This window comes from Roseateles oligotrophus (genome assembly GCF_014204525.1).
Classification (GTDB): Bacteria; Pseudomonadota; Gammaproteobacteria; order Burkholderiales; family Burkholderiaceae_C; genus Paucibacter_A; species Paucibacter_A oligotrophus_A.
This window is the reverse complement of the sequence record NZ_JACHLP010000005.1, coordinates 1-12,022: the sequence shown is the minus strand read 5'-3', so window position 1 is coordinate 12,022 and position 12,022 is coordinate 1. Positions and strand designations below refer to the sequence as shown.

General features: G+C 66.0%; 11 protein-coding genes and 1 tRNA gene. 7 read left to right on the top strand and 5 right to left on the bottom strand.

The genetic code is table 11. From position 1 onward, the window contains the following. The first annotated feature begins 231 nt into the window (after positions 1–231). A complete protein-coding gene (locus HNP55_RS12590; protein WP_184299813.1) occupies positions 232–3,096 on the top strand; it encodes a valine--tRNA ligase in 2,865 nt (954 codons plus the stop codon). A 6-nt stretch (positions 3,097–3,102) separates the two neighbouring features. Here HNP55_RS12590 and HNP55_RS12585 read toward each other — a convergent pair whose 3' ends face one another. Then, positions 3,103–4,089: an NAD(P)-dependent oxidoreductase gene (locus tag HNP55_RS12585; protein ID WP_184299811.1), complete on the bottom strand. Its 987-nt coding sequence runs from the start codon at positions 4,087–4,089 to the stop codon at positions 3,103–3,105. Positions 4,090–4,180: 91 nt separating this feature from the next. Here HNP55_RS12585 and galU point away from each other — a divergent pair, with 91 nt between their 5' ends. Next, entirely contained in the window at positions 4,181–5,080 is a 900-nt protein-coding gene (gene galU / locus HNP55_RS12580; RefSeq protein WP_184299810.1) for a UTP--glucose-1-phosphate uridylyltransferase GalU, read from the top strand. A gap of 63 nt (positions 5,081–5,143) precedes the next feature. On the opposite strand, the gene HNP55_RS12575 is transcribed toward galU, so the two are convergent. Genes HNP55_RS12575 through cysM form a run of 3 tightly spaced genes read right to left on the bottom strand, consistent with a single transcriptional unit; the run spans position 5,144 to position 6,884 of the window. Then, positions 5,144–5,371: a sulfurtransferase TusA family protein gene (locus HNP55_RS12575; RefSeq protein WP_184299808.1), complete on the bottom strand. Its 228-nt coding sequence runs from the start codon at positions 5,369–5,371 to the stop codon at positions 5,144–5,146. A gap of 46 nt (positions 5,372–5,417) precedes the next feature. Then, entirely contained in the window at positions 5,418–5,957 is a 540-nt protein-coding gene (locus tag HNP55_RS12570; RefSeq protein ID WP_184299806.1) for an NUDIX hydrolase, read from the bottom strand. A 3-nt stretch (positions 5,958–5,960) separates the two neighbouring features. After that, entirely contained in the window at positions 5,961–6,884 is a 924-nt protein-coding gene (gene cysM / locus HNP55_RS12565; protein ID WP_184299804.1) for a cysteine synthase CysM, read from the bottom strand. Positions 6,885–6,980: 96 nt separating this feature from the next. Between cysM and HNP55_RS12560 the strand changes: the two genes are divergently transcribed. Together HNP55_RS12560 and HNP55_RS12555 are read left to right on the top strand one after the other, a co-directional pair. Then, positions 6,981–7,065 (top strand) — tRNA-Leu (locus HNP55_RS12560). 201 nt (positions 7,066–7,266) lie between these two features. Further along, positions 7,267–7,845, top strand: a complete 579-nt coding sequence (locus HNP55_RS12555; protein ID WP_184299802.1) for a rhomboid family intramembrane serine protease — start codon at positions 7,267–7,269, stop codon at positions 7,843–7,845. On the opposite strand, the gene HNP55_RS12550 is transcribed toward HNP55_RS12555, so the two are convergent. After that, positions 7,846–8,760: an SDR family oxidoreductase gene (locus HNP55_RS12550; protein ID WP_184299800.1), complete on the bottom strand. Its 915-nt coding sequence runs from the start codon at positions 8,758–8,760 to the stop codon at positions 7,846–7,848. It abuts the gene before it with no gap. Between the two features lie 112 nt (positions 8,761–8,872). Between HNP55_RS12550 and HNP55_RS12545 the strand changes: the two genes are divergently transcribed. From HNP55_RS12545 to HNP55_RS12535, 3 genes are all read left to right on the top strand, one after another. After that, entirely contained in the window at positions 8,873–9,910 is a 1,038-nt protein-coding gene (locus HNP55_RS12545) for a CDP-6-deoxy-delta-3,4-glucoseen reductase (protein ID WP_184299798.1), read from the top strand. Positions 9,911–9,940: 30 nt separating this feature from the next. Further along, positions 9,941–10,669, top strand: a complete 729-nt coding sequence (locus tag HNP55_RS12540; protein WP_184299795.1) for a 2OG-Fe dioxygenase family protein — start codon at positions 9,941–9,943, stop codon at positions 10,667–10,669. A gap of 87 nt (positions 10,670–10,756) precedes the next feature. Beyond that, positions 10,757–11,863, top strand: a complete 1,107-nt coding sequence (locus tag HNP55_RS12535) for a Leu/Phe/Val dehydrogenase (protein ID WP_184299793.1) — start codon at positions 10,757–10,759, stop codon at positions 11,861–11,863. The last annotated feature ends 159 nt before the right edge of the window (positions 11,864–12,022 follow it).

Genomic DNA, 12,022 nt, shown 5'->3' with positions numbered 1-12,022 from the left:
GATGAGGACTGCAGTCTCCGGCGCCTGGCCTGCCCGGTGTTTTCATGCCGGTATCGCTGCGTTTCGTTTTGTATCGCCGCCTACAATCCCAGCATCTCTAGGAGTCTGTCGGACTTGGGAATCGCCGGCGGGAAATCGACCGCAGCGGTCCATTTTTCACCGGCGATTCCCAAGCCCGACAGACTCCTAGCCCAAGCAACAGCCACGCGGCCCCGGCCGCTTCAAGCCTCTATGACCGAACTCGCCAAATCGTTTGAGCCCGCCGCCCTGGAAGCCCACTGGGGCCCTTTGTGGGAGGCCAAGGGCCTGTACAAGCCCACACTGGACTCAGGCCGCGAGTCCTTCAGCATCCAGCTGCCACCGCCCAATGTGACCGGCACCCTGCATATGGGCCATGCCTTCAACCAGACCATCATGGACTCGTTGACGCGCTACCACCGCATGCTGGGCCACAACACGCTGTGGGTGCCCGGCACCGACCACGCCGGCATCGCCACCCAGATCGTGGTGGAACGCCAGTTGCAGGCCCAGGGCCTGGACCGCCATGGCCTGGGCCGCAAAAATTTCGTCGCCCGCATCTGGGAATGGAAGCAGGAGAGCGGCAACACCATCACCGGCCAGATGCGCCGCATGGGCGACTCGGTCAGCTGGGATCACGAGTACTTCACCATGGACGAGAAGCTGTCCAAGGTGGTGACCGAGACCTTTGTCCAGCTCTTCGACGAGGGCCTGATCTACCGCGGCAATCGCCTGGTCAACTGGGACCCGGTGCTGAAGTCCGCCGTCTCCGATCTGGAAGTCAATAGCGAAGAGGAAGACGGCTTCCTCTGGCATATCCGCTACCCCTTGGTCGACGGTTCGGGCGAGCTGGTCGTGGCGACCACCCGGCCCGAGACCATGCTGGGCGATGTGGCCGTGATGGTGCACCCGGAAGACGAACGCTACAACGCCCTGATCGGCAAGCAGGTCACCCTGCCCCTGTGCGGCCGCAGCATCCCGGTGATCGCCGATGACTATGTGGACCGCGCCTTCGGCACCGGCGTCGTCAAGGTCACGCCCGCGCACGACACCAATGACTACGCCGTCGGCCAGCGCCATGGCCTGCCCCTGATCGGCGTGCTGACCCTGGACGCCAAGATCAACGACAAGGCCCCCGAGGCCTACCGCGGCCTGGACCGCTTTGTGGCACGCAAGAAGATCGTCGCCGACCTGGAGGCGCAAGGCCTGCTAGTTGAGGTCAAGAAGCACAAGCTGATGGTGCCGCGCTGCGAGCGCACCGGCCAGATCATCGAGCCCATGCTGACCGACCAATGGTTCATGGCCATGAACAAGCCCGGCCAGAACGGCCGCAGCATCGCCCAGGGTGCCGTCGAGGCGGTGGCCAGCGGCGAGGTCAAGTTCTACCCCGAGCAATGGATCAACACCTACAACCACTGGATGGGCAATATCCAGGACTGGTGCATCTCGCGCCAGCTCTGGTGGGGCCATCAGATCCCGGCCTGGTATGGCGAGGCCGGCCAGCTCTTCGTCGCCCGCGATGAAGAAGAAGCCCGCGCCAAGGCCACGGCCGCCGGCTATAGCGGCGCGCTCACGCGCGACGAGGATGTGCTGGACACCTGGTACAGCTCCGCCCTGGTGCCCTTCTCGACGCTGGGCTGGCCCGAGCAGACGCTGGAGCAGGATCTCTTCCTGCCCTCCTCGGTCCTGGTCACGGGTTACGACATCATCTTCTTCTGGGTCGCCCGGATGATCATGATGACGAAGCACTTCACCGGCAAAGTGCCCTTCAAGCATGTCTACATCCACGGTCTGGTGCGCGACTCGCAGGGCCAGAAGATGAGCAAGAGCGAGGGCAATGTGCTGGACCCGGTGGACCTGATCGAAGGCGTGGACCTGGACACCCTGGTCGCCAAGTCCACCGCCGGCCTGCGCCGCCCCGAGACCGCGCCCAAGGTCGCCGCACGGGTGAAGAAGGAATTCCCCGAAGGCATGCCGGCCTACGGCGCCGACGCCCTGCGCTTCACCATGGCCAGCTATGCCACGCTGGGCCGCAATATCAATTTCGACACCAAGCGCTGCGAGGGCTATCGCAACTTCTGCAACAAGCTGTGGAATGCCACGCGCTTTGTGCTGATGAATTGCGAGGGCCAGGACAACGGAGTGGAACGGAGTTGCGGCGACGACTTACTTGCGCAGCAAGTTAGTCAAAGCCACTGCGGCGTGGCCGAGGGCGAGCTGAGCCTCAGCCCGGCGGACCGCTGGATCACCGGCGAGTTGCAGCGCGTGGAAGCGGCCGTGGCCCAGGGCTTTGCCGAGTACCGCCTGGACAATGTAGCCAACGCGGCCTACTCCTTCGTCTGGGACGAGTATTGCGACTGGTATCTTGAAATCGCCAAGGTGCAGATCGCGCAGGGCGACGCGGCCCAGCAGCGCGCCACCCGCCGCACCCTGATCCGCGTGCTGGAGACCGTGCTGCGCCTGCTGCACCCCATCGCCCCCTTCATCACCGAGGAGCTGTGGCAGACCGTGGCGCCGGTGGCCGGCCGCAAGGCCGCCGATGTAGAGAGTTACATCGTCAGCGCTGCCTACCCGCAGGCACAGCCCGAGCGCATTGACCCGGTCGCCGATGCCTGGGTGGCCTCGCTCAAGACCGTGGTGGGCACCTGCCGCAGCCTGCGCAGCGAGATGAATCTCTCGGCCTCGGAGCGCGTGCCCCTGCTGGTGGGGGGCGACACCCGCTTCCTGAGCGAGGCCGCACCGTTTCTGAAGGTGCTGGCCAAGCTCAGCGAGGTTCAGATCATCAATGACGAGGCGGCCTTCAACGCCGCCAGCCGGGCCGCCCCGGTGCTGGTCCATGGCGAGGCCCGCCTGGCCCTGCATGTGGAGATCGATGTGGCGGCCGAAACGGCTCGTCTGAGCAAGGAGATCACCCGCTTGACAAGCGAGATCGCCAAGGCCGAGGCCAAGCTGGGCAATGAAGGCTTTGTGGCGCGCGCGCCGGCGGCCGTGGTGGCGCAGGAGCGTCAGCGCATCAGCGATTTCAGCAGCACGGTGACGCGCCTTCGCGCGCAGCTGGATCAGCTGCAGGCCGGCTGAGGCGGCTCAGCGCCAGCGTCGCAAGGCGCTTGCGTCCATCGGCCCGTTTGAGGGGCTGACGACGCCGGCCCTGGGCTCGCCCGTGGGTTCGGGCGATGCGGCCAGCAGCTCATCGATGCGCCGCGCCACCCCCCAGGCCGCACGCGCCCGCGACTCACGGGTGGTGCCGGCCAGGCGGGGCGTCACCTGCAAGGCCGCCAGGCCGTGCAAAGGCCGGCCCGGCTCCTGCATGCCGGGCTCCAGGCTGTCCAGCCAGGCGGCCAGCAGCCGCCCCGAATGCAAGGCCTCAGCCAGCGCCGCGTCGTCCAACAAGGCAGCGTGGGCGATGCTCACCAGCACCTGGCCCGGCTTGGAAAAGCCCAGCACCCGCTCGCCGATCAAGCCCCGGTAGCGCGGGAAGTAGGCCAGTTGCACGCTGACGCCATCGCTCTGCTCCATCAGCTCGCGCAGCGACAGGGGCTCAATCCCCCATTGCGCCCACAAAGGGTCGCTCTGGTGCAGGCTGGGGTCATAACCCACCACCCGGGTGCCAAAAATAGGCAGCAGCTGAGCCAGCACGCGGGCGGCCGGCGTCATGCCGATCAAGCCCACGGTAGAACAGCCCAGCTCGCGCCCCACCCACATGCCGTCGCTGGACTGCACCGGCACCCGGCGCAGCAGGGACAAGAGGGCGGCGATCACAAATTCGGCCTCGGCATTGCCGGTCGCCGTGGCGCTGCGAACCACCTCGACCTGGGCATTGCGGCAAGCGTCCAGATCGATGTTCTCACCGCCCGCGCTCATGCGCCCGAGCACGCGCAGCTTGGGTGCCGAACGCAGCAAGCTGGCGTCCACCGCCACACTGGGCGGCAGGATCACGGCGCGGGCCTGGCGCAAAGCCTGGCGCAGTTGGCCGGGCTGGGCCGCCAGCTCGGGGGCGAAGCGCAGATCCTGGCGCTCCGCCAGCCATTGCATCACCTCGGTTTCCAGCGGCTCAAGAATCAGCAAACTCATGTCTCATCCACAGTCTTGTCATCCGCCTGCCGCCTAATGCGCACATGCAACAATGGCATGTATCTTGAATTCAAAGGGAGAGTGTACGGTTATGTCCATCAAAGCAGCATCCACATCGGGCGTCAGCAAGGCCATCTTCCCCGTGGCCGGCCTGGGCACGCGTTTCCTGCCGGCCACCAAGGCCCAACCCAAGGAAATGCTCCCGGTCGTGGACAAGCCTTTGATCCAGTACGCCGTCGAGGAAGCCTATGCCGCCGGTGTGCGGGAGATGATTTTCGTGACCGGCCGCCACAAGCGACCGATCGAGGATCACTTTGACATGACTTTCGAGCTCGAGGTCGCACTGGAACAGGCCGGCAAGGAAGAATTGCTCGAAGTTGTCCGCAGCGTGAAGCCCGACGATATGGAATGCGTCTACGTCCGCCAGGCTCAGGCCCTGGGCCTGGGCCATGCCGTGCTGTGTGCCCAGCGCCTGGTGGGCAACGAGCCTTTCGCCGTGTTGCTGGCCGATGACTTGATGGTGGGCCCCGCAGACGGCCGGCCGGTGCTGGCGCAAATGGTGGAGCAGTTCGCCGAATGGCGGGCCTCCATCCTGGCCGTGCAGGAAGTGCCGGCCGAGCAAACCAAGCGTTATGGCATCGTGGCCGGCAACCCGGTCAACGACAAGCTGATGGATGTGAGCCGCATCGTCGAAAAACCCTCGCCAGAATCCGCCCCCTCGCGCCTGGCCGTGGCCGGCCGCTACATCCTGACGCCCGGCGTCTTCCACGAGATCGCCAGCCAGCCACGCGGCGTGGGCGGCGAGATCCAATTGACCGACGGCATTGCCGGCCTGCTGCGCCGCGAGAAGGTGTTTGCCTACCGCTACGACGGCAAGCGCTATGACTGCGGCAGCAAGGAAGGCTTTCTGCAAGCCAATGTGGAGCTGGCCCTGGCCCACCCGCAGCTGGGCGCCGGCTTCCGCGAGTTCCTGCGCGGCCTGGAAATCTAAGGCTCAAGTCCCAGCAAAAAGGGCCGTCGTTTGACGGCCCTTTTTATTGGCAACGAATCGAACTCAACGGCGCTTGAGCACGTGAACGAATTCATCCGCCTGGCTGCTTTGCTCCATCAACTCATTGCCGGTCTGGCGCGCAAAAGCCTTGAAGTCGCGCAGCGAGCCAGGGTCGGTCGAGACCACCTTCAGCAACTGGCCACTTTCCATTTCGGCCAGGGCTTTCTTGGCCTTCAGAATGGGCAAGGGGCAGTTGAGGCCGCGGGTATCGATTTCTTTGTGGACGTTCATGGCTTTCCTTTGAGCGTCGATTCTAGGGCCCCGGCAAGGCCCTGAATTAAGCGGGATCCAGCCATTGCGGCTCAATGCCACGCGAACGCAGCCAAGTCGCCAGGGCCTGGCCAGTGCCCTGCGGCCAGCAGCGCACTTGCTCCGGCGGGATCAGCTTGTACTCTGCCAATTCGGGCGACAGCGCAATCTCGCCGCGCGCCCGCGCATGGTAGGCAATGATGAGCTGATTCTTGCGCTGGAAGTCCCACACGCCCAGCAGTTGCAAGGCCTCCACCTGCAGCGAGGTCTCTTCCGCGATCTCGCGCCGAATGCCCTCTTCCGGCGTCTCGCCGGCCTCCATAAACCCGGTGATCAGGCCAAAGAAGCGACCCGGCCAGGCCGCGTTGCGGGCCAGCAAGACCTGACCCTCGCGGTCCAGGCATTCGATCACCGCCGCCAGCACCGGCGTGGGATTGTTCCAGTGCGTGAAGTCGCAACGAGGGCAGCGCAGGCGCGCCTTCGGACCGCCGTCCTCGGCTTGCGTTAGCCAGGCAAGCTCGGCCGCGCACTGCGGGCAGAAACGATAGACCGGCTGATCGGCGCTCATGGCTCAGGCCGGGAACACGCCGGTGGAGAGATAACGGTCCCCACGGTCGCAGACCACGAACACAATCGTCGCGTTCTCCAGCGTGCGCGCCAGCTGCAGAGCCACCCAGCAGGCGCCGGCGGCCGAGATGCCGGCAAACAAGCCTTCTTCGCGGGCCAGCTGCCTGGCCATGTCCTCGGCGTCAGCCTGGCTGACCAGGACCAGCTCGTCCACCGCCTGCGGGCTGTAAATCTTGGGCAGATAGGCTTCCGGCCATTTGCGGATGCCGGGGATGCGCGAGCCCTCCGAGGGCTGGGCACCGATGATGCGCACGGCCGGGTTCTGCTCCTTCAGATAGCGCGAGGTGCCGGTGATGGTGCCGGTCGTGCCCATGGCGCTGACAAAGTGGCTGATCTGGCCGCCGGTGTCGCGCCACAGCTCGGGGCCGGTGGTCTCGTAATGAATGCGCGGATTGTCGGCGTTAGCAAACTGATCCAGCACCCGGCCCTTGCCGTCGCGCTGCATCTGTTCGGCCAGATCGCGGGCGTACTCCATGCCGCCCGAACGCGGCGTCAGGATCAGCTCGGCGCCAAAGGCCTTCATGGTCTGGGCGCGCTCGATGGAGAGGTCCTCCGGCATGATCAGCACCATGCGGTAGCCGCGTATGGCCGCGGCCATGGCCAGGGCGATGCCGGTATTGCCCGAGGTGGCTTCGATCAAGGTGTCGCCCGGCTTGATCTCGCCGCGCTCCTCAGCCCGGCGGATCATGCTGATGGCCGGGCGGTCCTTCACCGAACCGGCCGGGTTATTGCCCTCCAGCTTGGCCAGGACCACATTGCCACGCGCGGCAATCTCGGCGCTGACCAGGCGCTGCAGACGCACCAGCGGCGTGTTGCCGATGACGTCTTCCAAGGTGAGGTATCGGGGGGTGCTGTTGTGCTTGCTCATGGCGAATATTGTGGCAGTCAAACACACAAACTTCTTTGCCCAGGCAAAAAAGCATGGCATAATCGTGGGCTTCAGCAGCGATGCTTTTACCTAGATGCCCGGGTGGCGGAATCGGTAGACGCAGGGGACTCAAAATCCCCCGCCGCAAGGTGTGCCGGTTCGAGTCCGGCCTCGGGCACCATCAAGATGGAAGTTCACCGCGCTGAGACCGCAAGAAACCACCCCCGAGGTGGTTTTTTTGCGCCCAGTTTTGTGCCCACGCCATGGGCGCGAAACCCGGCCCTTCTCGGGAATTTACACGTCCGGCTTGCGCTTACACTGCGCTTTTGCAACGACGTGGCCGAGCCTGGAGGGCTTGGCGGCGCATAGAGAAAAAACATTCATGCCCCCGATCCCTTCGGTCACCAAAGCGTTCATGCTGGCCTGCGTCGGCCTCTACTGCGTCTTCTTTCTGGCACCGGGCTTGCAACCCTGGTTCGAGCTCTGGCCTCTGCAATCGGGCAACTTCCTGCCCTGGCAACCCGTCAGCTACGCTTTTTTGCACGGCAGCGAGTGGCATCTCTTCTTCAATATGCTGGGCCTGTGGATGTTTGGCTCGGAACTGGAGCGCGTCTGGGGCGCCAAGCGCTACACCCAGATCCTGCTCGCCAGCACCGTCAGCGCGGCCCTGGCGCAATTGCTGGTCACCTATCTGATGGGCTCCAACGCGCCCACGGTTGGCGCTTCCGGCGCGCTGTTCGGCCTGCTGCTGTCCTTCGGCATGCTGTTCCCGGACCGCATCATCGTGCCCCTGTTCCCCCCCATCCCGATGAAGGCCAAGTACTTCGTCGCCATCTTCGGCACGCTGGAGCTGCTGCTGGGCATCAACAACACCGGCGGCGTGGCCCACTTCGCCCATCTGGGCGGCATGCTGGGCGCCTATCTGCTGATCCGCTACTGGCGCACCGGGCGCCGCCGCTGATCAGGCCAGCAAGCCCTGCTGCGGCAGGGGGTAGCGCAGACGCAGGCGCAGCTCGGTCTTCAGGCGCCGGTTGCTCAGGCGCCGGCTCTCGCTCATGAAGCTCAGCTGCATGGGCGACATCAGTTGCTGTGCCTCGGCTCGGCTGACCCGGGGCGGACGCGGCAGGCCGCAGAGATCGGCCGCCAAGTCGAAGTAGTCCCCCATCAGGAGCTCGCTGTCGTCGCAGACGTGCAGCACCCGCTGCGCCGGACCGCGCATCAAAGCCAGCACACAGGCGCGCGCCAGATCATCCGCATGAATGTGGTTGGTGAACACATCGTCCACCGCCCGCAAGACCGCCGAACCGCGCTGCAAACGCTCGCGTGGGTGACCGCCCATCCGGTTGCCCGCATAAATGCCAGGCACGCGCAAGATCGTCACCCGGCAGATCTTCTCCTTGCCAAAGACCCGCAGCTGCCGTTCCGCATCGACCCGCCGTCTGGCCCTGTCGGTGGCGGCGGCCGTGGGGCGGCTCTCGTCAAACCTGGCCCCCTCGCAATTGCCGTAGACCCCGGTTGTGCTGGCGTACACCAGTTGCCGTGGCGTGCGCGCGCGGCTCAGCGCCTGCAGGAGATGGCGGGTGCGCAAATCCTCGGCCCCGCTGCCCTGGGGCGGCGCCAGATGCAGGACCCGATCGGCCCAGCCCGCCAGGCGACGCAAGGTTTCCGGCTGGTCGAGATTGCCCACCAGCGTCCGGGCGCCGGCCGCCCGCAACTCGGCGCAACGGGCCGGGCTGGAGGTCAAGGCCAAAACCTGCCAATGCCGCGGCAAGCGCTGCAGCACCCGCATCCCCACATCGCCACAGCCCACAATCAATAAACGTGGCCGGTGTTGTGCAGTGCTTTGCTTTGACTCAAAAGGGGAATAGAAAGACATGGAACAAGCTCAGGCAAAATAGCGCGCAAGTTTACGGTCCGCCTTGCTCGACAAGCCGGACCGCTTTCTTTGCCGGGCCCCTTTCTCCCTTCTTTGCCCCCTGTTGTTCACCATGAATTTTCAAATCACCGTGCAGCCCAGCGCCCGCGTCTTCGAAGTCGAGCGCGATGAAACGATTCTGGGCGCAGCCATACGCGCCGGCGTCGGCCTACCCTATGGCTGCAAGGACGGGGCTTGCGGTTCCTGCAAGAGCCGCCTGCTGGAGGGCCGCGTGATTCATGGCGCCCATCAGGCCAAGACCCTGAGCGAAGCCGAGGAGGCCGAAGGCTTTGTGCTGACCTGCTGCGCCACCCCGCAGACCGACTGCGTACTGGAAGCCCGCACGGTGCCCGGCGCGGGCGAGCATCCGGTGCTCAAGCTGCCCAGCCGCGTGCTGAGCCTGGCGCGCCCCAGCCACGATGTGGCCATCGTCAAGCTGCAGCTGCCCGCCACGCAGAACTTCCAGTTCCGCGCCGGCCAGTATGTGGAGTTCATCCTGCGCGACGGCACCCGTCGCAGCTACAGCATGGCCAACGCCCCGCACAATCTGGGCACGCCGCCGGCCATCGAGCTGCACATCCGCCACATGCCCGGCGGCAAGTTCACCGACCATGTCTTCGGTGCGATGAAAGAAAAAGACATCCTGCGCATGGAAGGCCCCTTCGGCAGCTTCTTCCTGCGCGAGGAGAGCAGCAAGCCCATCGTCCTGCTGGCCAGCGGCACAGGCTTTGCACCCATCAAGGCCATCATCGAACGCCTCCAACACCTGGGCTCGACCCGGCCGATCACGCTCTTCTGGGGCTGCCGCAGCAAGGCCGACCTCTATCTGCAGGACTGGGCCCTGCAGGCCGCGGCCAGCCTGCCGCAGCTGCGCTATGTGCCGGTGCTGTCCGAGCCCAAGGCCGAGGAGGGCTGGACGGGCCGGACCGGCTTTGTCCATCAGGCGGTGATGGCCGATCTGCCCGATCTGAGCGGCCACCAGGTCTATGCCTGCGGTGCGCCCATCGTGGTCGCATCGGCGCAGCGCGACTTCTCGGCCCTTTGCGGCCTGCCGCCCGAGGAGTTCTTCGCCGACTCCTTCACCTCCGAAGCCGACAAGCACGCGGCCTAGTTCCCGCCCCTTCCAAAGGCCAGCCCCATCATGATGTTCGAACCGCCGTACGCCACGGCCGAAGAATTCCAGGCGCAGTTGAAGGCCCTGGGGCATAGCGTCATCGCCCCCCTCAGCCTGCCCGCGGCCCTGGGCTGCGAGCCGGCCGTGCTGGACGAGCTCAAGCCGCTCTGGCAAGACCTGCCCCCCGATGCCTATCTGCGCGACGGCGGTCGCTACCGCTTCCGCCGCCACGCCTGCTTTGTGGCCGAGCAGGGCCGGCTCACCCTGGCACCCCACCGCGCCCACTGGCAGCCGCTGGACTACAACGCCTTGCACGGCGGCATCGAACGCTGGTTCGAGCCCCTGGACGAGCGCCTGCTGGCCCATCCGGCCTGGACCCAGCTGCTGCTGGGCCTGGCCCGCATCACGTCCAGGCTCAAGGGTGAGCAAGCCTGGTTCATCGAGGCTCACCAGTTCCGCATCGACACCACCGACGGCATCGGCCGGCCCACGCCCGAGGGTGCGCACCGCGATGGCGTCGACCTGGTGGCGGTGTTCCTGGTCGACCGCCAAGGCGTCAAGGGCGGTGAATCGCGCGTCTTCGAGGCTCAGGGCCCGCAAGGCCAGCGCTTCACACTGAGCCAACCCTGGACCCTGCTGCTGCTGGACGATGAGCGGGTGATCCACGAAACCACACCCATCCAACCCATGGCCGAACACGGCCACCGCGACACCCTGGTGATCACGCTCAGGGCCGGCGGTTTCCAGTCCAGCTGAGCGGCGCATTTACACTTGCACTCCCGGGCTCCACAAGCGTCCGGGCCGCCCTTTCTTCCTCGCATCACAAGTGCTTCACCGAAAATCATGAACGCCCATACCGACCTCGCCACGGCCCTCGCGGCCGCCCCCGCCGCCTCCATCCCCTCTTCCCTGTTCGGCCTGCCAGGCCAAGCCGCCCACGAGCGCGTGCTGCTGGCAGCCGACGAGCAGACCGGCCTGAAAGCCATCCTGGCCGTGCACAGCACCGCCCGTGGCCCCGCCTTCGGTGGCTGCCGCTTCTGGACCTATGACAACGAGCTGGCCGCGCTGAACGACGCCCTGCGCCTGTCGCAAGGCATGAGCCTGAAGAACGCCTTGGCCGACCTGCCCTTCGGCGGCGGCAAGGCCGTCATCATCAAGCCGGCCGGCCACTTTGACCGCCCCGCCCTGTTCGCCGCCTTCGGCCGCGCCGTCGAGTCCCTGCAAGGCGCTTACATCACCGCCGAAGACGTGGGCACCACCACCGCCGACATGCTGGGCATGCAGGCCCAAACGCAATACGTCAGCGGCATCCCGCGCGCCGGCGCCTTCGGTGGCGACCCCAGCCCCAAGACCGCCTGGGGCGTGTTCGTCAGCATCCAGGCCGGTGTGCGCCTGCAGCTGGGCCGCGAGTCGCTGGAAGGCGTGCGCGTCGCCCTGCAAGGCCTGGGCGCCGTGGGCTGGCATCTGGCCGAGTTCCTGCACAAGGCAGGAGCCAAGCTGGTGGTGGCCGATGTGGACGCCGCCAAGGTCGCGCGCGCTCAGGCCGAGCTGGGCGCCCAGGCCGTCGGTGTGCTGGAAATCCTCAAGGCCGATGTGGACGTGCTGGCCCCTTGCGCCCTGGGCGCCTCGCTGAATGCGCAGACCATCCCCCAGATCCGCGCCCAGCTGATTGCCGGTGCCGCCAACAACCAGCTGGCCACCGTGGAAGACGGCGACGCCCTGCAGCAGCGCGGCATCTGCTATCTGCCCGACTACCTGGTCAATGCCGGCGGCATCGTCAGCGTGGCGCGCGAGTACCGCAACGAGGGCGAAGAGTCCGCCGTGATGGCCGAGGTCAGCCGCATCGGTGAGCGCGTCGCAGAGCTGCTGGAGCGCGTCAAGCGCGAAGACTCCACGCCCGCCCGCGTGGCCGATGCCTGGGCCCGATCCAAGCTGGTCAAGCCTGTCTGATTCCCGGCACCGCGCAAGTAAAAAGGCAGCCACTCCGGCTGCCTTTTCTTTTCATTCCCGCGGGCCGACTCAGAGGGTGAGAACTTTTGTCGCGAGCGGTCGTCAGGCTAGGCGGACGGAGCTGCGGATGCCGGAACGTACTCCCTGTACGTGAGGATT

Bases quoted from the DNA above. Each gene is read 5' to 3' on its own strand.
- HNP55_RS12590 (WP_184299813.1), top strand. From the start codon at position 232: ATGACCGAACTCGCCAAATCGTTTGAGCCCGCCGCCCTGGAAGCCCAC.
- HNP55_RS12585 (WP_184299811.1), bottom strand. From the start codon at position 4,089: ATGAGTTTGCTGATTCTTGAGCCGCTGGAAACCGAGGTGATGCAATGG.
- galU (WP_184299810.1), top strand. From the start codon at position 4,181: ATGTCCATCAAAGCAGCATCCACATCGGGCGTCAGCAAGGCCATCTTC.
- HNP55_RS12575 (WP_184299808.1), bottom strand. From the start codon at position 5,371: ATGAACGTCCACAAAGAAATCGATACCCGCGGCCTCAACTGCCCCTTG.
- HNP55_RS12570 (WP_184299806.1), bottom strand. From the start codon at position 5,957: ATGAGCGCCGATCAGCCGGTCTATCGTTTCTGCCCGCAGTGCGCGGCC.
- cysM (WP_184299804.1), bottom strand. From the start codon at position 6,884: ATGAGCAAGCACAACAGCACCCCCCGATACCTCACCTTGGAAGACGTC.
- HNP55_RS12555 (WP_184299802.1), top strand. From the start codon at position 7,267: ATGCCCCCGATCCCTTCGGTCACCAAAGCGTTCATGCTGGCCTGCGTC.
- HNP55_RS12550 (WP_184299800.1), bottom strand. From the start codon at position 8,760: ATGTCTTTCTATTCCCCTTTTGAGTCAAAGCAAAGCACTGCACAACAC.
- HNP55_RS12545 (WP_184299798.1), top strand. From the start codon at position 8,873: ATGAATTTTCAAATCACCGTGCAGCCCAGCGCCCGCGTCTTCGAAGTC.
- HNP55_RS12540 (WP_184299795.1), top strand. From the start codon at position 9,941: ATGATGTTCGAACCGCCGTACGCCACGGCCGAAGAATTCCAGGCGCAG.
- HNP55_RS12535 (WP_184299793.1), top strand. From the start codon at position 10,757: ATGAACGCCCATACCGACCTCGCCACGGCCCTCGCGGCCGCCCCCGCC.